This is a genomic window from Streptomyces sp. V4I2 (assembly GCF_030817655.1).
Lineage (GTDB): Bacteria > Actinomycetota > Actinomycetes > Streptomycetales > Streptomycetaceae > Streptomyces > Streptomyces plumbiresistens.
The window spans coordinates 7,816,571-7,839,535 of sequence record NZ_JAUSZM010000003.1 but is presented as its reverse complement, the minus strand read 5'-3'; the positions used below and the strand labels follow the sequence as shown (position 1 = coordinate 7,839,535).

The window sequence follows — 22,965 nt, the reverse complement described above, 5'->3', positions numbered from 1 at the left end:
GGGCGGGAACGGTAAGGGCTCGGACGGTCGTCATCGGACCCTGCCCCGGAGGGTCGTGAGCACATATGCGCAGAGCAGGGCGGTCAGCGACAACGTCAGCGCCCCACCGACAGGTTGGACGAGCACCCGTGCCACCGCTGCCAGATAGCGCTCTCCACCAAAGGGCCACTGCAGCAGGAACACCTCGCGCAGCCGCGCGGGAAGTCCGGCCGCCGCCCGCACGGACGCCCCCTCGAAGGCCTTGTGTACGAGAGGCACGACGAGAACCGGCACGGCAACCACCGCGGCGAGCCCGGCCGTGGTGGACCGGAAGGTTCCCGCGGCCAACACACCGGCCCACGCACAGCCGACCACGAGCCCGATCCAACTGGCGCCCAGTGACAACCAGTCGGCCGGAACTTCCGTGAGCTCCCGTCCGTAGACGAGGTAGAGCACTTCGGCGTCGCAGCCCACCGTGAGGACGGCCAGCAGCAGTGCGGTGGCGGCGGCGACCACGAGTTTCGCGGCGAGCAGCCCCAGTCGGCGGGGCACCGTGCCGCGGTCCGCCGCCAGGGCGGGGTGGCGGAACTCATCACCGAAGGCCAGCGCCCCGAGCAGCCCCGCGCCGAGCGCCGCGGGTGGCAGCGGAAGTTCCCGCGGCCACGCGGCCAGCAGACGCGGCTGAGGGGTGTGTCCGATCCGTGCCAGGAGTACGGCGGTGAGGGCGGAGGTGACAAGGACGGCGGCGCCGGTGAGGAAGCCGGTCCCGATCCCGGCGGCGCGACGCAGCTCGTAGCGCAGCGGCCGCAAGGGGCTGGGCGCGGGGCGGACCGAGATGGGGGGTGGAAGCGGGGACAGGTGGTCGATGGCCTTGAGGGCTTCGGCGGAGCGGGCGGTCGTCCGAGGGTGCCTTTCTCCCTCGCTCGCACCGGCCTGCGTTCCCGCTGGACCGGACAACTCTGACGGGCCGGATTCCCGCTCCGCACCCTCCGTATGGGGCCCGTCGGGGGCGTGTGACTCTCCCGAGGAGACCGCCACCGCACCCGGGCCCATGTCCCCGATCTCGTCGGCGAGTTGGTGGACGAGGATGCCGTGACGGAAGGCGGTCTCGCCGATGTCGGCACAGGTGCTGCCGTAAACGGACAGACGATTGCCGCCCTCTCGTACGACTTCGACGGAGTGCTGGGCGGTGCGGGCCTCCTTGGCGAGCAGGGCCGCGAGGCGGGCGGCGTGAGGGCTGCGCACGGCGACCCGGGGACGCAGGCGGGTGCGGGCGAACTCCGCGGCCTCCTGATCGGCGACGAGTCTGCCCGCGTCGAGCGTGACCACCTGGTCGGCGGCACGCGCCGCCTCTTTGGGGTCGGCCGTGGTGAACAGGACCGTGCCGCCCTGGGTGGCGTGTGCCCGCAGCATGCCGTACAGCCACTGGTTCTCGCGGGCGGAGAGGCCGTCGGTGGGGTCGTCGAGCAGGAGGGTGTGCGGGTCTGCCAGCAGGGCGCAGGCCAGTCCGAGGCGGCGGTCCATGCCGCGCGAGAGGGTGCCGAGCCGTTCGTCCCGCAGGCTGACGAGGCCGACCACCTCGAGGACTTCGTCGGCCCGCCGGACCGGAACACCCGCCGCGGCGCACAGCATGCGCAGGTGACCGCGCACGGTGCGGGCGGGATGGCCCGGCACATCACCCAGGAGCACGCCGACTTCGCGCGAGGGGTGCGCGATGCGGTGCAGGGGGCGGCCTCTGAAATAGGTGATGCCACGGCCCTGTTGGAGTTCGAGCATCAGCCTGAGCGACGTCGTCTTGCCTGCACCCGCCGCTCCGAGAAGCGCGGTGACACGGCCTGCGCGCGCTTCGAAGGAGACGTCGTCGACTGCGGGCGGAAGATCCTTGCTGGAGTTGCTGGTCAGTCCGAGTGCCTGGATCACCCGTAGCAAGATAGCGCGCTATGTCCGGTTTTTCGGGTACCACAAGGCCCGCTCCACAGTCGGCCGGCCATCCTCCGACGGCCCGCCGACGAACGTGATCGGGCCCTGTTCGCCCTTCGGAACAGTGGCCGATCCGCGGTTCGGTCACGGCCGGTCGGCCGTCGGTGCCCGGCGCCCCGGTGTCACACCTCAGGGCGCAGCATCGGCGGGTTGAGCAGGGTGGCGCCGCCTGCCCGGAAGAGCTGCGCGGGACGGCCTCCCTGGCGGGTGGTCGTCCCCCCGGTGGGGACGAGAAAGCCGGGGGTTCCCGTCACCTTGCGGTGGAAGTTGCGGGGGTCGAGCGCGACACCCCACACCGCCTCGTAGACACGGCGCAGCTCGCCGACGGTGAACTCGGGCGGGCAGAACGCGGTGGCCAACGACGAGTACTCGATCTTGGAACGGGCACGTTCCACGCCGTCCGCCAGGATCTGGGCATGGTCGAACGCGAGCGGCGCGACCGGTTCGCCGTCCCGGCCGTATCCGCTCTGCTGCAGCAGTTCCTCGACGGGCGCCCAGCGTGCGTTGCTGGCGTCGCCACCCGCGCGGGGAGCGGGCAGATCGGGGGCGAGGGCGAGGTGGGCGACGCTGACGACACGCATTCTGGGATCGCGTTTGGGGTCGCCGTAGGTCGCGAGCTGTTCCAGATGTGCCCCGTTGTCCTGCACGGGGACGGCCGGATCGTGCGCGCGCAGTCCGGTCTCCTCGGCCAGCTCGCGCGCCGCGGCCTGAGCCAGATCCTCATCGGCCCGTACGAAGCCGCCGGGAAGCGCCCAGCGCCCCTGGAACGGCGGCTCACCCCTGCGCACCGCCAACGCGCACAGGGCATGGCGGCGCACGGTCAGCACGACCAGGTCCACAGTGACGGCGAAGGGCGGAAATGCTGACGGGTCGTAGGGCATGCGGCGATCATAGTCGTCTGCCTGACGATAAACACTCCCTTCGTCGGCCGCATCGGTGGCTGGTCGGCTTCGGTCCGGCCGGGGATTCGCGGTGCGCTCCCGATCGTCGTCCGCTGCCATGTCGTACGAGGTCAGGCTCTCAGTTGGAGTCCGTCGGCCGCCTCCTCGACCATGGCAAGGCCGAGTCGGCTGACCCGCACGGAGAAGGGGGAACCCGCGACCCGCAAGCCGGTCAGGCTGATCTCCCCGAGGGGCGCGCTGCGCATGGGACGCAGCGTGACCGTCCCGGCCGGGGCGTCCGGGCGGATCCCCGCGAGGGTGGTCAGCAGCAGGACCCCGGCAGCCGCTGCCGTCGCCGAGGGGCGGCAGGCCGCCGGATGGGGCAGCGGTGCGCCCCCGTCGGTGCGCTGTTCCCCCGCGTACATCTCGGGGAGCCGGTGGCCGAAGGTCTCGGCCGCAGCCAGTACCCCCTGCAGCAGCGAACCGGCCTCCTTCTCGTAGCCGGCCGCGGCCAGGCCCGCGACGGCGACCGCCGTCTCGTGGACCCGAACGGCACCGGCGCGATGACCGAAGGGGTTGTATCCCGCCTCCTTCGCGCCCAGCCCTCGCAGCCCCCAGCCGGAGTCCATGGCCGGGCTCCCGAACAATCTGGCCAGCTGTTCGGTGTGTACTCGGTCGAGCAGCCCGGGTGCCAGCTCGCCTCCGCCCAGCAGCCCGGTGTCGAGCAGGTGGACGGCGGTGGCACCGAGCTGTGGAACGAGGCGCCCGTCCGGGGCACGGGCAGTCGCCGGTCGGCCGCCACCGCGGTCCTCGATCCAGAAGTCCGCGCGGAACGCCGTCTGCAGTTCCCGTGCCCACTGCCGCAGCTCGGTGCCACCCGGTCTGCCGCACGCGTCGAGCAGCTCGGCACCGAGCAGGGCCGCGCGGTGGGCATGGGCCTGTGTCTCACAGCGGACGGGCCCGCCGGGCTGCGGATCGCACAGATACGCCCCGTCGCCCACGGTCGTCCGCAGCCAGGCCAGACACCGTTCGGCCGCCGGCAGCAGTTCCTCCGTCTCATGGTGGGGAAGTCCCCACCTCCTGGCCTCTGCGAGAAGAGCCGGGAAGAGCAGCGTGGCCTCCGTGCCCGTGCAACCGGGCGGCAGATGTGCCCCCGCGTCCCGCCTCGGCCCAGGGATCATGCCGGATTGTGACCCCGTGCCCGGGAGTTGGGTGCGCGCGAGGGTGCGCAGGGTGCCTGCGGCGAGCCTGGTGCCGAGGGGCAGTGTCATCCGGGCCGCGGCGAGCGCCTCGGCCGGCGCCAGCCCGCAGCGCCAGGGTGCTCCTGCCGCCAGGTACGTGTCCGTGGGATGCGCCGGATCGCGCAACAGCAGGGCCTGCAGGTCCTCGCCGCCGGTGTGCAGCAGGGCCTTCACGCCGGAGTGGTCACCTGTCGCCCGTGCGGACGCCAGTGGGCTGGTCGCTGCGCGCCCCACGGATCGGACGGGTCCAGCGCCGTCCGGTCGTACCCGCAGTTCCACGCTGGCCGTGCCGCCCGGAGGCAGGTGGAACTCCCAGCGCAGCAGTCCTGCCGAGGCCAGGGCATCGGCTGGCGGAGGATCGGCCGTGACCGATGCGCTCCCGTCGGCGCAGGACCAGCGCAGGCCGGAGTCGTGGACGCTGGCGGGTAGTTCGGGCCCCGCTCGTCCCGATGCGATCGCGCCGAGGTCGGCCAGATCGGTGCCGAGGGCCACCTCCACCGGCAGACGGAGCGGGCGGGAGGCCGCGCTGTGGAGCGTGATGCGCTCCGTGCCGTCCGCGTGACGTGTGCGTTCGACAACGACGTCCGGATCAGGACCGGTGCCGGGGGAAACCCGCAGTGTCCCCACGAAGCGCACGTGGTCCGCCGCGGTCGTCCGGGCCTGGACGGCGACCGGTTCGCGACCGGCGACGCGAACCTGGCAGCGGGAGAGCACACGCCGGCCCGCGCGATAGAAGCCTTCCAGCCCGTGTCCGGTCAACTGCCCCTGATCCGAGGAGATGGCGAGACCCGGGAGCGCGACGCAGATGAGGGCGGTGTGGGCCGGGGGGAGGTCGGCAGGGCCGCGAGCGGGCAGTGGCGGGCTTGAGGGCGGCGGCAAGTGGTTCTGCGGAGTGGGCGAGGTTGTGCGATGCGGGCGAGGGACGGTCGGGGGTGGGGTCCAGTGCTGGGCTGTCGACGGAACGGGCCTTTGTGGTCCGGCCATAGGCGGAGGCTGGTACTGGTCCGCGGGCGCGGACGAGTGCCGCGCTGGACCGGCCCCTGGAGCCGGCCACCGGTCGACCTGCCCCGTCGACGGAGACGGACGGCTGTCGGGGTCCGCTCCTGGGTAGGGCTGCTGGTCCTGCCCCGTGGACGTGGACAGGTGCCCGGAACCTGCCCATGAGGGCAGCCTTTGGTCCTTGCCCGTGAGAACGTGCGCCTGCCCGGTCCGTAAGGGAGAGGGCACGCCCGGGTTCGGCCCCGGAGTCAGGCGCTGGTCGTGCCTCGTCGCCCTTGCGGCGCGCTCGGTGTCGCTCGCGAAAATCGGCTCGTACGTATTCGAGCCCGCGGCCTGGGCCGGTGGATCGACGCCTTCGCCCCGGGGCGAAGAGGAACTGCCGAGAGCAGAGCTGTTGTCGTCGGCGGCGGAGGGCGGAGTCGGCTGATGCAAGGGGCGGCTTCCTCTGCGCTCTGTGCGCCTGGGTCGTGTACGGCGCCGGGTGCGGGGCTCCTGAGGGACAAGGGCGGTGGGCGGCACCCGTCCAGCCGTTCCGCCACTCAGGTGAACGGGACGGACCTCATCGGGGTCACGCCCGCGGCCCTGGAAGCCGACCGAATGGCGGCGGGCGTGAAGAGGGCGGGCCCCGCGACGACCGAGCGTCAGCCCTGCCCCTCCGTTTCCCGGCCGACCTCGCGCCGTCCCGCCGTGCCCGGACCCGCCTCGGGCCGGCTCGCCCGCCGTCCCGCGGCGGAGGGCATGCCACATCCGCGCGCCGCACGCGCACAGCCGACCGGCGAGGCCACGGAGTCGGCCGCCGCCACCTTCCGGGCGGTCACTCATGCCTCCCCCTCGACCGCATCGCCTCCCGGTCGCGCGACTCCGGGTCGGGTGCCGCGCCGCCGTGTGCTGTCCTGGCCCGTGGGGTGCGGGCGCGCGTTCCCCTTCCCCGACGGCCGTGGACGCGTGCCGGCTGTCCCCGCAGCACCAGGACGCGTACTCGTCGGCCGTGGGCGAGCGTGGGATTCATCCGTCCCCGACGGCCGTTCTCCGGCGCCTGAGACGTGCGGGCGGCCGTCCGGGCCGCCGCCGGACCTGCTCCGGCGGCGGCGACGGGAAGCCGCCGCGCCCGCTCCACCGACACCCACCCCGTTCTGCAACGCGGGAGTGTCCTGGACACTGGTCACGTCCTGCGACGCGGGGGCGTCCCCGGCACCGGTCACGCCCCGCGGCGACGGAGTTCCACCAACATCTGTCACGTCCGCCTGCGCCGGCGCCACGATTTCCTGCCGCGTCGAGGGCTCAGATCCCCTCTCGCCGGTCGCTCCTCCCGCTCCCTCTGCCGCACGCGCCATGCGCGCCTCGCGCAGACAGCGGCGGATGGACTCCGGGTCCAGGCCCTCGTTGCACGCCTGGTGCAGGAGGCGGGCGAAGAGGTAGTCGGGATCGGCTCCCAGGGCCATGGCCATGGCTTCTCGGGCCTCGATGTCGTCCCCGGCCGACCAGGCAACCCAGCCGACGAGGGTGAGCGGGGCCGCCGCATGCTCGCCGTACGACCCGACGCAACGGCGGGCCAAGGCTCGCCAGAGACGCAGCGCCGGGCCGGCCTCGGGACCCTCCATCCACTCGGCCGCACGGTCGCGCGTCGAGCGGTCCTGCAGGCCGAGGATCAGCGTGGCCGCTTCCTCGTGTCCGAGCAGTTCGTCGTCACGCAGGTCCGCCAGGAGGGGCCCGGAGACGGGCACCGCCTCGGCGAACCGTGCCATCACCCGCTCGGCCAGGGACATCGTCTCCTCTGCCACGTCCGCCCGGCCGGTTTCGTCCAGCATCCTGGGGATCTGCGCCATGCTCGTGGTGTCCAGGACGGCCTCCTGCTCCAGTGCGGCGGCGGTCTCCCAGGGCAGCAGCCTGGCCCGCAACTCGCGCAGAGTGCCTCGCACTTGGAGCCCGGCATAGGTAGCCGCGGCAGCCAGCACGGAGGTGCCGGGCAGCCCCATCGGCAGCCCTTCGGGGGGACAGCATCCCTCACTCGGGCAGCAGTACGACCAGAAGCGGCCGTCGGAGATGCACAGCGCCTCGATGACGGGTACGTCGAGGCGGCCGCACTCCGTGCGCAGCAGCCCGGCGAGCCGGGCCAGCCGCCCCATGACCTGCTGCCCCGTCTCGCCCTTGGCGGGCTCCTGGCAGAGATACGCCACCATCTGCTCGGGTTTGGCCCCCCTGCGCGCGCTGCCCGTGATCAGCCCCTGGGCGAGCTGCCGGGCCGCGGACTCCCAGTCGTCCCCGCTGGTCGGAATGCCGAGTCGGGCCCGTCCGCCGAACCGGCCGCGACCGCCTCGGTCGTGCAGGGCGACCAGGACGATGCTGTCCTCGGGGCGGTACCCGAGCAGGTACGGCAGCGCGTCGGCCAGTTCGGCCGGCGTACGCAGAGTGACCTGATGGTCGCCTCCGTGGGCGGCGTACGTCACGCACTCGACGTGCTGGCTGGGCACGGTCCCGGGTCGCCCGCCGTCCGCGTCAGAGGCTTCACGCCTCTCATATCCGTCTCGTCCGCCGATGTCGCCGTTCTCAGAGGATCCAGTCGTTTCGCTGTGATTCGTCATGCCCAGACGATCTCGCGGATCACCAGGTTCCGCTTTGACCTGTGGATAAGTTCGATCATGGACACGCCATCATGGGCTCGCATGCCTGGTGGCGCCGCTGAGGCGTCCGCCGCCTCGGCCGGTGAAGATCCCCGGCTGTCAGTGCGGTCCTGTTGTATGGGACGTATGACGCACACGAGCAACGCGGAATTGCGCGCGGCAGCCGATGCGGTCCTCACCCGTCTGGTCGGGGACGGCACCGGATCGGCCCGACTGCGCGAGGACCAGTGGCGGGCGATCGAGGCGCTGGTGGCGGACAAGCGCCGGGCCCTCGTCGTGCAGCGCACGGGCTGGGGCAAGTCCGCGGTGTACTTCGTGGCGACCGCCCTGCTGCGCGAGCGCGGAGCGGGGCCGACCGTCATCGTCTCGCCCCTGCTCGCGCTCATGCGCAACCAGGTCAACGCGGCTGCCCGCGCCGGTATCCACGCCCGGACCATCAACTCCTCCAACACGGAGGAGTGGGAAACCGTCCAGACCGAGGTCGCCGCGGGCACGGTCGACGTGCTGTTGGTGAGCCCGGAGAGGCTCAACAACCCGGACTTCCGCGACAACGTCCTGCCCGAACTGGCCGCTGCCACCGGACTCCTCGTCGTCGACGAGGCCCACTGCATCTCCGACTGGGGGCACGACTTCCGCCCCGATTACCGGCGGCTGCGCACCATGCTCGCCGACCTCCCGTCCGGCGTTCCGGTGCTCGCCACCACCGCCACCGCCAACGCACGGGTCACTGCCGACGTGGCCGAACAACTGGGCACAGGCACGGGCACGGACGCGTTGGTGCTGCGTGGCCCGCTGGACCGCGAGAGCCTCAGTCTCGGAGTGCTCCAGCTGCCCGACGCGGCCCACCGGCTTGCCTGGCTCGCCGATCACCTGGGTGACCTGCCGGGTTCCGGAATCATCTACACCCTCACGGTCGCCGCGGCCGAGGAGGTCACCGCCTTTCTGCGGCAGTGCGGTCACACCGTCGCCTCCTACACGGGAAAGACGGAAAACGCCGAACGCCAGCAGGCCGAGGAAGCCCTGCTCGCGAACAAGGTCAAGGCGCTCGTGGCCACGTCCGCACTCGGCATGGGATTCGACAAGCCCGACCTGGGCTTCGTCGTCCACCTGGGTTCGCCCTCCTCCCCCATCGCGTACTACCAGCAGGTCGGCCGCGCCGGGCGCGGCGTCGAACACGCCGAAGTCCTCCTGCTGCCGGGCCGTGAGGACGAAGCGATCTGGGCCTATTTCGCCTCCGTCGCGTTTCCGCCCGAGGAGGCCGTCCGCCGCACCCTCGACATCCTCGCGCAGTCGGACCGCCCCTTGTCGCTGCCCGCGCTCGAACCCCTCGTGGAGCTGAACCGCACCCGCCTGGAAACCATGCTCAAGGTCCTCGACGTGGACGGCGCCGTCCATCGCGTCAAGGGCGGCTGGGTCGCCACCGGCACCCCCTGGTCGTACGACACCGAGCGGTACGCATGGGTTGCCAAGCAGCGCGCCACCGAGCAGCAGGCCATGCGCGACTACGCCACCACGAGCGACTGCCGCATGGAGTTCCTGAGGCAGCAGCTGGACGACGACGAGGCCGCCCCCTGCGGCCGTTGCGACAACTGCGCCGGCCCCCGTTTCACAGCTGAGGTCTCTCAGGACGCACTGGACACCGCCGGCGGCTCGCTCACGCGCGCGGGTGTCGTGGTGGATCCCCGCAAAATGTGGCCGACCGGACTCCCGGCCATCGGCGTCAACCTCAAGGGCCGTATCCCGCCCGGCGAGCAAGCCACCCCGGGCCGGGCGCTGGGCCGGCTCTCCGACATCGGCTGGGGCAACCGGCTCCGCCCCCTCCTCGCGCCCCACACCCCGGACGCCCCGGCGCCCGACGACGTGATGAACGCCGTCGTGACCGTACTGGCCGACTGGGCCAAGGCACCGGACGGCTGGGCGTCCGGCAGGCCGGACGCCCCACCCCGTCCCGTCGGCGTGATCATCATGCCCTCGCGCACGAGGCCACAGTTGATCCAGTCGCTCGGCAGCCGAATCTCCGCGGTCGGTCGCCTCCCCCTGCTGGGCTCCTTGGCCTACACGGACCATGCGGCCGAGCTGTCCCTTCCCCGCTCCAACAGCGCCCAACGCCTGCGTGCCCTCGAAGGAGCGCTCGTCGTCCCCCCGCCCCTGCAGGAGGCCCTCCATGCCGCGCCCGGCCCCGTACTGCTCGTGGACGACGTGACCGAGACCGGCTGGACCCTCGCGGTCGCCGCCCGCCTGCTTCTGCGGTCCGGTGCCCAGAGGGTGTTGCCACTGGTCCTGGCGGTACGCGGCTGAGCACGCGCGAGACGATGCCCGCAGTCCTGCGCCGACGCACGAACGTGCCGTGCTCGAACGTCCCGTGCGTCGTCTCCCAGAACACCGGGTAGGGATATACGACGCCAATCGCCAGAAAAGGTTCGGTAGGCCCAATTGCTCGTTGCCGCAACCAAGTTCGACAGGAAGAATTGGAGTCCGCTCCCCGCACGGCTCGTCCGTGATCAGGTAGGGCTCTGCTGCGGTGCGCGCTCCCCCGAATCCGACCCCGCCCGCAGTATGGGCGCGTAGCCGAAGGGAGGACCGTGACCTTCGGATTCGCTCCGTCCTCCGCGGCGTCGACGTCGTCGCCTGCCGACCTGTCCGCCGCATCCGCCAATCCTCTGGCCCGCATGCTCGAACCCGCGGAGTGGGCCGCCGCGGGAATCCCGCTGCTGAGCAATCCCCGCGAGGTCGTCAGCGGGCTGCACACGCGCCACCGTCCCAAACCGGCAACCGCGATCGTGGCGGTCCTCGACCCCGACGAGCGACTACGGGCGAGCGCCTCGTTCACCCGCCGACCGGCACCGGCGGACGGGTGGATGTCCCGCAACGTGTTGCTGGCCCAGCTTCGCCGGGTGATCCCGCACGACCTGCGGCGCCGCACACCGGTGCGCACCGCCGTGCTGCTCTACTGCCGCGAGGGTGACGCCCGTTGGACGGAAGAGGACGGCGCGTGGATGTGGGGACTGCGTGACGCCTGCACTCTGCACGGGTTGCGTTGCGGGGCGTACATCACGCTGACCCGGGACGGCTGGCAGGTCATCGGCGAGGGCCGAGGCGGACGCCGCCCGAACGTGGACTCGGCACCCGAGCCCTTCGCCACCTCCGAGGCGCCGCCTCCGCCGCCACGCACGGGCGGCGCCGTATCGGAGGTCCTGCGCCGAGCGGCGGCCCGCTGACACGTCCGAGCGTTGTACCCGCGGGCCGCGCGCTGATGCCGTACTCGTAGGCCGTGGTGCGCATTCACGGCACACAGTCGAGTCCGTACGACAACTCCGAGCACCGGTACGGGGAACACCCCGCCGGCACGACGGACAGCCACAGCATGACCCGGCCCGCAACCGCCCAGAACAAGGCGCGGCACCCGCACCTGGATGCCACCCCGCCCGGGTTTGCAGGCACACAGAAACGACCGAGGTGCAGGTGCCGCCTGGACGGCACCCTTCGTCACCCCAGCGTGCCCCGGACGTACCGGACGCGACTCAGACGCCAGTACCCAACACCGAGTTGATCTGCTGCGGGTCGCCGCAAACGATCAGCAGGGCACCGGCCCGGGCGTGAGCGAGCGGTAGGACCTCGGCGGCGGCCGAGTCGGGGCCGCCATTGACGGCGACCACAACCACAGGACGGGCAGCGGCGCGGGAAGCCATGGCGGCGTCCGTGTAGAAGACGTCGTCGGCAGCGTCGTGCTGCGCCCAGTACGACGCTTCACCGAAGGACAGCTCATGGACGGCCCACGGGTGCTGTTCGCCGGTGGTGATCACCAGCACGTCGCCGGGGGCGCGACCCGAGTCCAGCAGCAGGTCGACGGCTTCTTCGGCAGCATCGAGCGCACCCTCGGCGGAGGCCGGGATCAGCTGGATCTGCGGGGTCACCGCGGCCGGAGCGGCGGCGGCAGGGGCGGCAGGGCCCGACGGTCCGGGCTTGGCCACGGCCACGTCGCGCGGCGTACGTTGCACCGGCGGCGCGGGCCTCAGCGGGCCTGGGCGACCGGGGCGCGGGTGAGCCGCGGGGCGGGGGCCGGGTACAGGACGAGGGGTCGGCGCGTTGCGGCCGCTGGCCGGAGTGGCGCGGGGACCCTGGGCACTCTCGTGAATCTGAGGCTCCTCGGGAATGAGAGGCATGAGCTGATATTTATCAAACGTTGGTACGGCTCGCGCCAGCGGGTGGCACATGAGTGCGAGCGGAACCGTCAGAAATCGAAGCCGAGCTGCCCCTCGATCTCCGGAACGCTTCCATCCGCCCAGCTGCGGACCTTCTTGAGGTGCCGCCACTGGGGCAGCGCATCAAGATACGCCCACGACAACCGGTGGTACGGGGTGGGGCCCCGCTCCTGCAGTGCGGCCTTGTGCACGGGCGACGGATACCCGGCGTTGGCCGCAAAATCGAAGTCTGCATGGTCGATGCCCAGTTCGGCCATCATTTTGTCGCGCTGAACCTTGGCGATCACGGAGGCCGCTGCCACGGCCACGCACGACTGGTCACCCTTGATCACAGTACGGACCTTCCAGGGCGTCCCGAGGTAGTTGTGCTTCCCGTCGAGGATCACCGCATCGGGACGGATCGGCAGTGCATCCAGGGCGCGCACCGCCGCGAGCCGCAGAGCGGCCGTCATGCCCATCTGGTCGATCTCCTCCGGTGAGGCATGTCCCAGGGCGTAGGACGTGACCCAGTCCCGCAGCACGTGGGCGAGCTGCGTGCGCCGCTTGATGCTGAGGAGCTTGGAGTCGGTGAGACCTTCGGGGGGCCGGCGCAGTCCGGTGATCGCCGCGCAGACGGTGACGGGACCGGCCCACGCGCCGCGCCCCACCTCGTCGACACCGGCAATGATCTTCGCTCCGGTCGTGGCGCGGAGGGAGCGCTCGACGGTGTGAGTAGGCGGTTCGTACGGCATGGCGCCCTTAGCGTACGCCGACCGGATCACCCTCCGACACCCCGGTTCCCCGAACGGCTTCACGGGCACCGCGAACCCCGGTCATCCGCCGGTCGGCCGCAACAGCGGGAGCATCAACTGGTCGATCATCTCTTCGAGATCCCGATCATTCCATTCACTTGCGCACATCTTGGATCGGTACATCAGCATCGCCGGGATGACATCGAATACGTAGCCGTTGGCCGCATCGTCCCGCACCTCTTTACGCTCTATGCCACGGGTAATGATCTGGCGTAGCAGCCTGAGGGTCGGCTCCACGACTCCTCCGAAGATCACGCCGTGGAAGCGTGCCGCCTGGGCAGGGTCGCACTCGTGAATCACCGCGCTGAGCGCGAAGCCGGGACGCGAGAACATCGCATCCCGCGCCCGCCGGCACAGGGTGAGCAGGTCCTCGCGCACGCTGCCCAGATCGGGTGCCTCCTCAAAAGGCGGCAGCCCGGCCCGGAGCGCGTCCGCGACGAGGTCCTCCTTGGACGGCCAGCGACGATAAACCGCAGCCTTCCCGGTCTGGGCGCCGGCGGCGACGCCTTCCATCGTGAGGCCTTTCCAGCCGACCGTACTGAGCTGATCCAGAGCGGCATCGAGGATCGCGCGTTCGAGTACGGCGCCGCGCCGGCGCAGGGAGACCGTCTGAGCGGGGGCGGCCGTCCAGCGCGAGGTAACCATCTGAGCTTCTCCAACAGACAGGGGAAGTGGAAATTCCGGGAGCAGGGGGAACGCCGCGCGGCAACAACGGGGGACGTGCCGCACGACAACAAGCTGAGTGAACGCTTGCGTTCACTACTTGGGACTCACTACCGTTGACGCAACAGTGAACGCCATCGTTCACTAGGGCACTTGTGGGGGACCCATAGTGACAACCTCTCAGTTGACTCAGGACCAGAAACCAGGTGCGGCCCGCCGGGAGGGACATCCCGGCATCGCCCTCACCGTCATCGCGGCCTGCCAACTCATGGTGGTACTCGACGCGACGATTGTGAATATCGCGCTCCCGCACATTCAAGACGCGCTCAAGTTCAGTACGACCGACCTCACCTGGGTCGTCAGTTCCTACACGCTCACCTTCGGCGGCCTGCTGCTCCTCGGCGGCCGGGCCGGCGACATCCTCGGCCGCCGCCGGGTCTTCATGGCCGGGATCCTGCTGTTCACCCTCGCCTCGCTGCTCGGCGGCCTTGCGCAGGAGCCCTGGCAGTTGCTGGCCGCACGAGTCCTGCAGGGAGTGGGAGGCGCGATCGCGTCGCCCACCTCTTTGGCTCTCATCACCACGACATTTCCCGAAGGGCCGGAACGGAACCGGGCCTTCGGCGTCTTCGCCGCGGTCTCCGCGGGCGGCGGTGCCATCGGCCTGCTCGCGGGCGGCATGCTCACGGAGTGGCTCGACTGGCGGTGGGTGCTCTTCGTGAACGTACCCATCGGCGTGCTGATCGCCGTACTCACACCGCTGTACATCAGCGATTCCGAACGGCACACCGGGCGCTTCGACGTCGCGGGCGCACTCACCTCGACGGCAGGCATGGCCCTGCTCGTCTACGGCTTCATCCGCGCAGCGGACGAGGGATGGCGGGACGGCCTGACCATCGGCTCCTTCGGCGCCGCCGTGGTCCTGCTGCTGGCCTTCGCGTTCATCGAGTCCCGTGCCAAGGAACCGATAACGCCGCTCAGGATGTTCGCCGACCGGAATCGCTCGGGGACGTACGTGATCATGCTGAGCCTCGCCGCGGCGATGTTCGGCATGTTCTTCTACATCGTGCTCTTCGTGCAGAACGTGCTGGGTTACACCCCGATCCAGGCGGGTCTCGCCTTCCTGCCCGTGACGGTCGTGATCGCACTGGGGGCCGGCCTGTCCCAACGGTTCCTTCCGGTGCTCGGGCCCAAGCCGTTCATGATCGTGGGCTCGGCGCTCGCGACGATCGGGCTGGGCTGGCAGGCCCTCATCAGCTCCGACAGCTCTTACGTCGGCGGTGTGCTCGGGCCGATGCTGGTGTTCGGCTTCGGCATGGGTCTGAACTTCGTGACGCTCACGCTCACCGCGGTCTCCGGTGTCGCCCAGCACGAGGCGGGCGCGGCATCCGGACTGCTCAACGCCACGCAGCAGGTGGGCGGTTCGCTCGGCCTGTCCATCCTGACGACGGTGTTCGGCTCGGCCAGCAAGGACGAGGCGGAGAAGCAACTGCCGAAGTTCCTCGCCGAGGGTTCGGCGGAGCAGAAGGCCGAGTTCGGTCAGACGCATCAGCTGCCCGCCCCTTGGGGGCACGAGGTGCTCGCTCAGGGCATCTCGACAGGCTTCATCGCGGCCGCGGCAATGGCCGTACTCGCTCTGGTCACCGCCTGGTTGGTGATCAGAGTCCGAAAGAGCGACCTGGATGCCCTCGCCGGCACCGCGGGTCCGGGCATCGGCTGAGCCGACAGGCCCCGTACAACGCTGCGAATGGCCGGCCGCGGTTCGGGAGACGGACGGCGACGGCGGTCCGGCCATTCGCACGACGCACGCTCGGGCCAGCACGGCCAGCACGCCCAGCAGCGTCAGCGAACCTCCTACGTAATGCACAACCCACCCCCTGCGGCCCTCGTATGCCACCTGCCTGTGCGAACCCATTCATCACACAGCGGATACTGCGAGAACGCCCCAGTGGTCACACAGAGTTCCCGACGCGCACAGAGAGTTTCCGATCGAACCGCAGGCCGCGCCCTCGTCGACGGACAACGACCGCGGCAGAACCACCTCGGCAGGTCCCGTCAGCTGCGCGGCAGGTCCCGTCAGACGGAGGTCGGCACCCAGTCGGGCAAAGCCTCCGTCTGCTCCACCCACGCGGCCGGTGGCGTCCCCACCTTGCCGGAGGCGATCACCCCACCCACGATGGCGCAGGTCGTATCCACGTCACCGCCGACCTGCGCAGTCGTCCAGAACGCCTGCTCATAGTCCCCCAGCCCCCTGGCGGCCGACCAGAGCGCGAAAGGCACGGTGTCGTGGGCCGTCGTACGCCGGCCGCAGCCCAGCACGGCCGCGACGGTGCCTGCATCCGCGTAGTCGAGCATGTCCCGGGCGCGCCGCAGGCCCGCGCCGACAGCGCTTTTCGGAACGAGCGCGACGACTCCGTCGAGAAGCGCCTCCGGGCTGGGCGGCCCGCCGGGAGCGGCGGCCAGCGCGGCGGCCGCGGCGACGGCCATGGCGCCGACCACGGCCTCACGGTGCTGGTGGGTGGGGTACGAGGAGATCTCGGCCTGGTGGGTCGCCTGCTCCGGGTCGTCCGCGTACCAGGCGCCCAGGGGCGCGATCCGCATCGCGGCACCGTTGCCCCAGGACCCCTGGCCGTTGAAGAGCTGGGCGGCGAGCTCTCGCCAGTCACCGCCTTCCCGGACCAGGCGCAGCAGGCGGTTGACCGCGGGGCCGTAGCCACGGTCGAAGTCGTGATGGTCAGCGAAGGAGCGGGCTAGGGCGTCCTGGTCGATGCGGTGGTGGGCGGCCAGGACCGCGACCACGGAGCAGGTCATCTCCGTGTCGTCCGTCCACTGCCAGGGGCCGGGCGGCAGCTCGCGGTGCTTCAGCAGCGGGTAGTTCACCGGCACGAAGAACTGTGAGCCCAGCGCGTCCCCCACGGCCAGTCCGCGCAGGCTGGCCAGGGCGCGGTCCAGGCGCCCGTCGGGAGAGGAATCAGCGGTCATCGCCCTGCCACTCTATCCGGTGATCCCGTACGGCTCCGGATCCCGCCAGCGTTCGAAGGGCCGGTCGAGCACATACTTGCCGTCGTCTCCGAGAACGAGCATCCGCATCTCCGCGTTCCCCGGATTCGCCAGCGACTCGAACTCCGCGACCGTCCAGTGGAACCAGCGCATGCAGAACAACCGCATGGCAAGGCCGTGGGTGACCAGCAACACGTTCGGCGGATGGTCGGGCGCCTCGAAGCTGCGGTACAGGCTCTCCAGGAAACCGCCGACCCGGTCGTACACGTCGGCGCCGGACTCGCCCTGGGCGAAGCGGTAGAAGAAGTGTCCGTACGCGTCCCGGTAGGCCTTCTGGAGCCGGACGTCGTCACGGTCCTGCCAGTTTCCCCAGTCCTGCTCACGCAGCCGGGGCTCCTCGCGCACGCGTATGAGCTCGGGGTCCAGATGAAAGGCACGCAGGGTCTCGTGCGTACGGCGGTAGGGGGAGACGTACACGCTGACGCGCTCGCGGCCGAACACCTCGCGCAACCGCTTGCCCGTCTCCTCGGCCTGCTGCCAGCCCTGACCGGTGAGGCCCAGGGAGTGGTCGGGTTCGCGCTCGTACACGGTGTCATCAACATTGCCCGTTGACTCGCCGTGTCGAACAAGGACGATGCGCCGTGGTCGTGCCATGCCAAAACCCTAGATCGGTTGAGGGCCGATCGAGCACTCGTACGGCCTTCATACAGCGTAGGTCACATCTTCCGGCACCAAGAGCCACGGTAAGACGCACGAGTAACAGGTCCGGACGTCATACCGTCCAGCTCGGTTCGAGCTGCACGATGTCGCCCGTGAGGGCGACTACGTCCGCCTCGATCTGGGCCCGCAGGGCCAGGCGCTCCACGCGCTCGGTGCGGTACTTGCCGTGTTCGGCGGCCGACAGCCACATCGACAGCACCAGGAACTCGTTTCCCGGCGCCTCTCCGAACAGTCCGCGGATCATGCCGGGGGAACCGGCCATCGCCGGGTTCCAGACCTTCTCCTGCATCAGTGTGAAGTGCTCGGCTCGCTCCTCGTGAACGCGGCAGTGGGCGACCCGTACCAGGTCGGCGTCCGAGAACCGCGGTTCGAAGCCGGTCTTCACGTCGAAACGGTAGTCGAACAGTTTGACCTGGCTGTCCTTGAAGGTGCCCGACTGTGCTGCCGCCAGGCGGTCGTGGGAGCGAGCCATGAAGGAGTCGTAGAAGGCACGGCTCTCCCAGAAGGCAAAGATGTGCGCCACGCCCTGCCGACCCCGGCTCCAGCCACCACCCTGCCCCCGAAACCCCGGCTCCCCCAGAAGCCCCGCCCACTTTCGCTGCCCCCGCTCGAAACCGCGGCGGTCCACCACGGTGCAGCGAATCCACTTGACCAGCACCGCGCCATCGTAAGGCCACGGAGCGTGGCGTCGGTCACTCTCGGGCGGAGAGCTCGCCCCCAAGTGCACGGACGCGCGTGGCAGGATGGGCAATCTGCCTTGTCTGCCCGGCAGTTCGGGCGGCACCACTGGGGGAAGGGGAAGTCTGGTGAACGGCCTCAAGAAGGGCATCCGCAAGGTCGAGATCGCCCTGAAGTGGGACCCGAGTCCGGCGGGACAGCCGCCCACCGATCTGGACGTCGTCGCCGCCACCTACCTGGCGAGCGATCCGTACGGGGATCCCGCGTATGTAGTGCACTTCGACAGCCGCTCCCCCGACGGAACCATCTACCTCAACCGCGACAGCAAGGATGGCAAGGGCTTCGGCTGGGACGAGGTCATGACGGTCGAGCTGGACCGGCTGGACGCGCGCTACGCGCGCGTGGTCGTCGGCGTCATCATCCAACAGCGCTCCGAGCACCGCACTTTCGTCAGTGTGATCAACCCGGCGCTCCGTATCCGTGAGGGTTACACCGTCCTGGCCGAGGACAACTTCGGCGACATTCTGGGGGCAACGGCGGCGACGGTCGCGGAACTCGTGCGCGAAGGGTCCGGTACCTGGGACTTCCATCCCGGCATCCACGGCTTCGAGGACGACCCGTCGACGTTCACGGCAACGATGGGGCGGGCGCGCCACGCATAGCGAGGTCCAGGGCGGTGGCGCCGGGAATCGGCGCTCCCGCCCTGCCCGTGGGTTCACACCCAGAGGATGCCGAGGATCCGGTGGAGAGCACTTGTTCCTGGCGTGCGCCATTCCTGAGCTCTCGGGCTGGAAGGCTCTCAGCTTGAGCTCCGAGGCCACAGAGTCGACCAGCCACGTGATCCGGCCATCCTCGGCAGCGAGTCCTTCACGCGCTGTGGCACACCACTCCTCCTTGTCGAGCAGCGCGAGGTACGCAGCTCGGCCTCGGTCCCAACCCGCTTCGGAGCCAGGATCGTCGGAGCCGATCGGTGTCTCATTGGTCAGGTATTGGGCGATCGTCGCCGCGGCGAAATAGCGCTCGACCGTCGGCTCAAGGTCCCCGAGTGCGCGGACGTGCGCCTCCAGGACCACCACCGCGTACGGGTAGCGACGGAGTGAGGTGCCCATGCCTTCGCCGTACGTCATCGCGTGGAGAAGCCGGGTCGTGTGGTCAACCAGCTCGGCGTCGTCCCCGAACATCGCGACAACCTTGTGGAGTTCGGCCACCCGCGCGAGCCGGCCCACGAAGTAGCCGTTGCGGAAGTCGCCGTCGGCCGCCCTCCGCAACAGCCAGGGTCGGACGACCGGGTCACCGTCCACGAGCCGGCACAGAGCCTCCACGATGTAAACCCTGCCCCAGCCGGTCACCCGCTCCGCCAGCCAGATCAGTGCATCCGCACCGCCGGGCAAGCGCTCGAGGCCCCGTGCTGCGAGTGGGCCGAAGGTACAGGAGAGCAGTCCGATGACCTGGATCAGTGGAATGTCGTCCACCGTGCCCACGGCAGCGAGCAGGGCCAACCCGACCGTGACGGCGGACGTATCCGTCGCGTACCGCACCAGCCACCGACCGACTTCCCGTGCGCGGCCTTCCCCAGCCATGTCGGCGGCGACGATGTGCTCGATGTGGTGGATCGGTACGTAGACGTCATGGAAGCGGTCGTTCAGCGCACTCGGCACAGCCTCCGGATCGGCGAAGTGCTCGTCGAGAATCCGGGCGACATCGACTCCCACCAGCTTGCGGTCGCGCGGCGCTTTCGGGCGAGGTCCACGTCTGCGCCGTTCCTCATCGGGATACGGCTCGCCTTCGCGTGGCAGGGGCTTGTCCGGCGACAGCCGATGCAGTCGGAGCGCGTGGCCGAACAGCGTTGTCTGATGTCCGGGCAGTCCAATCCCGGGTGTCTCGCTCACAGGCGAGCAGAGGACTCGATTCTCTTGATCACGCCACGAGGGTGCCATCGCAGCGCCGTGACAACAAGCCCCCTTCGGTAGACGGCGCCCGGATCGGTGCTTCTCGTCAACCCACCCTCACAGGGGGCCTGTAGGGCGGCTGCGCTGGATGCAACATTGCTGCGGGCGCTTGAGCGGCGGATGTCTCCTTAGAGAAGGCCGCTACGCGGGAGGGGCGTCAGCACGAGGCTGACGCCCCTCTCATCAGGGACTACTTGTCAGGTGAGCGTTTGCCGAGTGTTGCCCTCGACGCAGTTCCGCCCAGTGTCAGCTGCAACCGCTGGTCGAGCCGCACCCCTCGCAGATGTAGCAGGACCCGGCTCGCTGCATCTTCGTACCGCAGGAGAAGCACAGCGGGGCGTCGGCCTGGATGCCCAGCTGCATCTCCACCAGTTCGGCGCTGGTGTGGGCCTGCTGCGGGGCGGGCTTGGCCACCTCGACCTCGGCCTTCGGCGTGGCGACGGCCTTCAGCTCCTGGGCGCGCGGTGCCGACTGGGCCAGGCCCTCGACGTCCATCTCGTCGTCGGACGGCTCGTACGAACCCGTCTCCAGGTGGCGCTGGCGCTCCTCGGCGGAGTGGATGCCGAGCGCGGAGCGCGTCTCGAAGGGCAGGAAGTCGAGCGCCAGGCGGCGGAAGATGTAGTCGACGATCGACTGCGCCATCCGCACGTCCGGATCGTCCGTCATGCCGGCGGGCTCGAAGCGCATGTTCGTGAACTTCGAGACGTACGTCTCCAGCGGCACGCCGTACTGGAGGCCGACGGAGACGGCGATCGAGAAGGCGTCCATCATGCCGGCGAGGGTCGAGCCCTGCTTCGACATCTTCAGGAAGACCTCGCCCAGGCCGTCGTCCGGGTAGGAGTTGGCCGTCATGTAGCCCTCGGCGCCGCCGACCGTGAAGGACGTCGTGATGCCGGGACGGCCCTTCGGGAGGCGCTTGCGGACGGGGCGGTACTCGACGATCTTCTCGACCGTCTCGCGGATGGTCGCCTCTGCCTTCTCCGTGACCTCGACCTTCTCCTTCTCCTTGGTCTTGGCGGAGAGCGGCTGGCCGACCTTGCAGTTGTCGCGGTAGATGGCGAGCGCCTTGACGCCCATCTTCCAGGCCTCGAAGTAGACCTCTTCGACGTCTTCGACGGTCGCCGACTCCGGCAGGTTGACCGTCTTGGACAGTGCACCGGAGATCCACGGCTGGATCGCGGCCATCATGCGGACGTGGCCCATCGCGGAGATGGAGCGCTCGCCCATCGCGCAGTCGAAGACCTCGTAGTGCTCGTGCTTGAGGCCCGGGGCGTCGATCACATTGCCGTGGTCGGCGATGTGGGCGACGATCGCCTCGATCTGCTCCTCCTGGTAACCCATGCGGCGCAGGGCCTGCGGAACGGTGCCGTTGACGATCTGCATCGAGCCGCCGCCGACCAGCTTCTTGAACTTGACCAGGGCGAGGTCGGGCTCAAGACCCGTGGTGTCGCAGGACATCGCCAGACCGATGGTGCCGGTCGGGGCGATGACGGACGCCTGGGAGTTACGGAAACCGTTCTTCTCGCCGAGACGCAGCACGTCCTGCCAGGCCTCGGTGGCGGCGGCCCAGATCGGCGAGTCCAGGTCGTCCATGCGGACGGCCGTGGTGTTGGCGTCGGAGTGCTGCTTCATGACGCGCAGGTGCGGCTGGGCGTTGCGGGCGTAGCCGTCGTACGGGCCGACGACCGCGGCGAGTTCGGCGGAGCGCTTGTACGACGTGCCCGTCATCAGCGAGGTGATGGAGCCGGCGAGGGCGCGGCCGCCGTCGGAGTCGTACGCGTGGCCGGTCGCCATCAGCAGGGCGCCGAGGTTGGCGTAGCCGATGCCGAGCTGGCGGAAGGCGCGGGTGTTCTCGCCGATCTTCTGGGTCGGGAAGTCCGCGAAGCAGATGGAGATGTCCATCGCGGTGATGACGAGCTCGACGACCTTCGCGAAGCGCTCGACCTCGAAGGACTGGGTGCCCTTGCCGTCGTCCTTGAGGAACTTCATCAGGTTCAGCGAGGCGAGGTTGCAGGACGTGTTGTCCAGGTGCATGTACTCGCTGCACGGGTTGGAGCCGTTGATGCGGCCCGACTCCGGGCAGGTGTGCCAGGCGTTGATGGTGTCGTCGTACTGGATGCCGGGGTCGGCACAGGCCCAGGCCGCCTCGGCCATCTTGCGGAAGAGGGTCTTGGCGTCGACCTCTTCGATGACCTCGCCGGTCATGCGGGCGCGCAGGCCGAACTTGCCGCCCTCCTCGACCGCCTTCATGAACTCGTCGTTCACCCGGACCGAGTTGTTGGCGTTCTGGTACTGGACGGACGTGATGTCGTCGCCGCCCAGGTCCATGTCGAAGCCCGCGTCACGCAGGGCGCGGATCTTCACCTCTTCCTTCACCTTGGTCTCGATGAAGCCCTCGATGTCCGGGTGGTCGACGTCGAGGATGACCATCTTGGCGGCGCGACGGGTGGCGCCGCCCGACTTGATCGTTCCTGCCGAGGCGTCGGCGCCGCGCATGAAGGAGACCGGCCCGGAGGCGTTGCCGCCGGAGGAGAGCAGCTCCTTGGAGGAGCGGATGCGGGAGAGGTTCAGGCCGGCGCCGGAGCCGCCCTTGAAGATCATGCCCTCTTCCTTGTACCAGTCGAGGATCGACTCCATGGAGTCGTCGACGGACAGGATGAAGCAGGCCGAGACCTGCTGGGGCTGGGGCGTACCGACGTTGAACCAGACGGGGCTGTTGAAGCTGAAGATCTGGTGCAAGAGGGCGTACGCCAGCTCGTGCTCGAAGATCTCCGCGTCGGCGGGCGAGGAGAAGTACTTGTAGTCCTCGCCGGCCTTCCGGTACGTCTTCACGATGCGGTCGATGAGCTGCTTGAGGCTCACCTCGCGCTGCGGGGTGCCCACGGCACCGCGGAAGTACTTGCTGGTGACGATGTTGACCGCGTTCACCGACCAGAAGTCGGGGAACTCGACGCCACGCTGCTCGAAATTGACCGAGCCGTCGCGCCAGTTGGTCATGACGACGTCACGGCGCTCCCAGGACACCTCGTCGTACGGATGCACGCCGGGGGTGGTGTGGATGCGCTCGATGCGCAGCCCCTTGGTCGCCTTGGTGCCCTTGGCGCGGGAACTCCGTGCCGGACCGCTCGCCGTCTCTGTCATGCCGCCTCCCTGTACAGGCAAAAACGCCCTGAAATGCCACGATGTTCCCGTGGCACGGTGGTGTGTCTAGTGCTGCGGGCACCACTCGCTTGTCGCCCGCAGCAAGTCTTCGTCCGCCGCTGC

Annotated in this window: 17 protein-coding genes; 5 read left to right on the top strand and 12 right to left on the bottom strand. The window is 69.8% G+C overall.

The annotated features are described in order from the left end of the window. Nucleotides 1–30: 30 nt before the first annotated feature. From QFZ76_RS36890 to QFZ76_RS36870, 5 genes are all read right to left on the bottom strand, one after another. Nucleotides 31–1,899 carry an ATP-binding cassette domain-containing protein gene (locus QFZ76_RS36890; RefSeq protein ID WP_307677732.1) on the bottom strand — a complete coding sequence of 623 codons (1,869 nt, stop codon included), beginning with the start codon at nucleotides 1,897–1,899 and terminating at the stop codon, nucleotides 31–33. A 182-nt stretch (nucleotides 1,900–2,081) separates the two neighbouring features. Continuing rightward, nucleotides 2,082–2,840 (bottom strand): NUDIX hydrolase, encoded by a 759-nt coding sequence (locus QFZ76_RS36885; protein ID WP_266432903.1) that lies wholly within the window; start codon nucleotides 2,838–2,840, stop codon nucleotides 2,082–2,084. Nucleotides 2,841–2,971: 131 nt separating this feature from the next. After that, the gene (locus QFZ76_RS36880) at nucleotides 2,972–5,065 is read right to left on the bottom strand and encodes a glycogen debranching N-terminal domain-containing protein (RefSeq protein ID WP_307677731.1); all 2,094 of its coding nucleotides are present in this window, start codon (nucleotides 5,063–5,065) and stop codon (nucleotides 2,972–2,974) included. Nucleotides 5,066–5,721: 656 nt separating this feature from the next. Next, on the bottom strand, nucleotides 5,722–5,898 hold the full coding sequence (locus tag QFZ76_RS36875; protein ID WP_307677730.1) for a hypothetical protein: 177 nt from the start codon (nucleotides 5,896–5,898) through the stop codon (nucleotides 5,722–5,724). Next, complete coding sequence (locus QFZ76_RS36870; protein WP_307677729.1) at nucleotides 5,899–7,662, bottom strand: DUF4192 domain-containing protein; 1,764 nt, start codon at nucleotides 7,660–7,662, stop codon at nucleotides 5,899–5,901. 165 nt (nucleotides 7,663–7,827) lie between these two features. Here QFZ76_RS36870 and QFZ76_RS36865 point away from each other — a divergent pair, with 165 nt between their 5' ends. Further along, the gene (locus QFZ76_RS36865; RefSeq protein ID WP_307677728.1) at nucleotides 7,828–9,999 is read left to right on the top strand and encodes a RecQ family ATP-dependent DNA helicase; all 2,172 of its coding nucleotides are present in this window, start codon (nucleotides 7,828–7,830) and stop codon (nucleotides 9,997–9,999) included. A gap of 284 nt (nucleotides 10,000–10,283) precedes the next feature. Further along, entirely contained in the window at nucleotides 10,284–10,919 is a 636-nt protein-coding gene (locus QFZ76_RS36860) for a hypothetical protein (protein WP_307677727.1), read from the top strand. A 303-nt stretch (nucleotides 10,920–11,222) separates the two neighbouring features. Here the strand turns inward: QFZ76_RS36860 and QFZ76_RS36855 are convergent, their stop codons facing one another. From QFZ76_RS36855 to QFZ76_RS36845, 3 genes are all read right to left on the bottom strand, one after another. Further along, complete coding sequence (locus QFZ76_RS36855; protein ID WP_307677726.1) at nucleotides 11,223–11,864, bottom strand: hypothetical protein; 642 nt, start codon at nucleotides 11,862–11,864, stop codon at nucleotides 11,223–11,225. Nucleotides 11,865–11,932: 68 nt separating this feature from the next. Further along, nucleotides 11,933–12,634 (bottom strand): ribonuclease HII, encoded by a 702-nt coding sequence (locus QFZ76_RS36850; protein WP_307677725.1) that lies wholly within the window; start codon nucleotides 12,632–12,634, stop codon nucleotides 11,933–11,935. Between the two features lie 81 nt (nucleotides 12,635–12,715). Beyond that, nucleotides 12,716–13,339 (bottom strand): TetR/AcrR family transcriptional regulator, encoded by a 624-nt coding sequence (locus QFZ76_RS36845; protein ID WP_307677724.1) that lies wholly within the window; start codon nucleotides 13,337–13,339, stop codon nucleotides 12,716–12,718. 187 nt (nucleotides 13,340–13,526) lie between these two features. Here QFZ76_RS36845 and QFZ76_RS36840 point away from each other — a divergent pair, with 187 nt between their 5' ends. Further along, the gene (locus tag QFZ76_RS36840; protein WP_307677723.1) at nucleotides 13,527–15,074 is read left to right on the top strand and encodes an MFS transporter; all 1,548 of its coding nucleotides are present in this window, start codon (nucleotides 13,527–13,529) and stop codon (nucleotides 15,072–15,074) included. A 356-nt stretch (nucleotides 15,075–15,430) separates the two neighbouring features. Here the strand turns inward: QFZ76_RS36840 and QFZ76_RS36835 are convergent, their stop codons facing one another. From QFZ76_RS36835 to QFZ76_RS36825, 3 genes are all read right to left on the bottom strand, one after another. Then, nucleotides 15,431–16,336 (bottom strand): ADP-ribosylglycohydrolase family protein, encoded by a 906-nt coding sequence (locus QFZ76_RS36835; protein WP_307677722.1) that lies wholly within the window; start codon nucleotides 16,334–16,336, stop codon nucleotides 15,431–15,433. Between the two features lie 12 nt (nucleotides 16,337–16,348). Beyond that, nucleotides 16,349–17,008, bottom strand: coding sequence for a histidine phosphatase family protein (locus tag QFZ76_RS36830; protein ID WP_266432920.1), 660 nt, complete (start codon nucleotides 17,006–17,008; stop codon nucleotides 16,349–16,351). A gap of 118 nt (nucleotides 17,009–17,126) precedes the next feature. Next, nucleotides 17,127–17,732: a YdbC family protein gene (locus QFZ76_RS36825; RefSeq protein ID WP_307677721.1), complete on the bottom strand. Its 606-nt coding sequence runs from the start codon at nucleotides 17,730–17,732 to the stop codon at nucleotides 17,127–17,129. Nucleotides 17,733–17,880: 148 nt separating this feature from the next. On the opposite strand from QFZ76_RS36825, the gene QFZ76_RS36820 reads away from it, so the two are divergent. Further along, nucleotides 17,881–18,414: a TerD family protein gene (locus tag QFZ76_RS36820; RefSeq protein ID WP_307677720.1), complete on the top strand. Its 534-nt coding sequence runs from the start codon at nucleotides 17,881–17,883 to the stop codon at nucleotides 18,412–18,414. Nucleotides 18,415–18,900: 486 nt separating this feature from the next. Next, the gene (locus QFZ76_RS36815; protein ID WP_307677719.1) at nucleotides 18,901–19,722 is read left to right on the top strand and encodes a hypothetical protein; all 822 of its coding nucleotides are present in this window, start codon (nucleotides 18,901–18,903) and stop codon (nucleotides 19,720–19,722) included. 225 nt (nucleotides 19,723–19,947) lie between these two features. Here QFZ76_RS36815 and QFZ76_RS36810 read toward each other — a convergent pair whose 3' ends face one another. Beyond that, complete coding sequence (locus QFZ76_RS36810) at nucleotides 19,948–22,842, bottom strand: vitamin B12-dependent ribonucleotide reductase (protein WP_307677718.1); 2,895 nt, start codon at nucleotides 22,840–22,842, stop codon at nucleotides 19,948–19,950. Nucleotides 22,843–22,965 lie beyond the last annotated feature (123 nt).

Excerpts from the sequence above, each read along its gene's own strand:
- QFZ76_RS36885 (WP_266432903.1), bottom strand. The coding sequence starts at position 2,840 with ATGCCCTACGACCCGTCAGCATTTCCGCCCTTCGCCGTCACTGTGGAC.
- QFZ76_RS36880 (WP_307677731.1), bottom strand. The coding sequence starts at position 5,065 with ATGGCCGGACCACAAAGGCCCGTTCCGTCGACAGCCCAGCACTGGACC.
- QFZ76_RS36870 (WP_307677729.1), bottom strand. The coding sequence starts at position 7,662 with ATGACGAATCACAGCGAAACGACTGGATCCTCTGAGAACGGCGACATC.
- QFZ76_RS36865 (WP_307677728.1), top strand. The coding sequence starts at position 7,828 with ATGACGCACACGAGCAACGCGGAATTGCGCGCGGCAGCCGATGCGGTC.
- QFZ76_RS36855 (WP_307677726.1), bottom strand. The coding sequence starts at position 11,864 with ATGCCTCTCATTCCCGAGGAGCCTCAGATTCACGAGAGTGCCCAGGGT.
- QFZ76_RS36850 (WP_307677725.1), bottom strand. The coding sequence starts at position 12,634 with ATGCCGTACGAACCGCCTACTCACACCGTCGAGCGCTCCCTCCGCGCC.
- QFZ76_RS36845 (WP_307677724.1), bottom strand. The coding sequence starts at position 13,339 with ATGGTTACCTCGCGCTGGACGGCCGCCCCCGCTCAGACGGTCTCCCTG.
- QFZ76_RS36835 (WP_307677722.1), bottom strand. The coding sequence starts at position 16,336 with ATGACCGCTGATTCCTCTCCCGACGGGCGCCTGGACCGCGCCCTGGCC.
- QFZ76_RS36830 (WP_266432920.1), bottom strand. The coding sequence starts at position 17,008 with ATGGCACGACCACGGCGCATCGTCCTTGTTCGACACGGCGAGTCAACG.
- QFZ76_RS36810 (WP_307677718.1), bottom strand. The coding sequence starts at position 22,842 with ATGACAGAGACGGCGAGCGGTCCGGCACGGAGTTCCCGCGCCAAGGGC.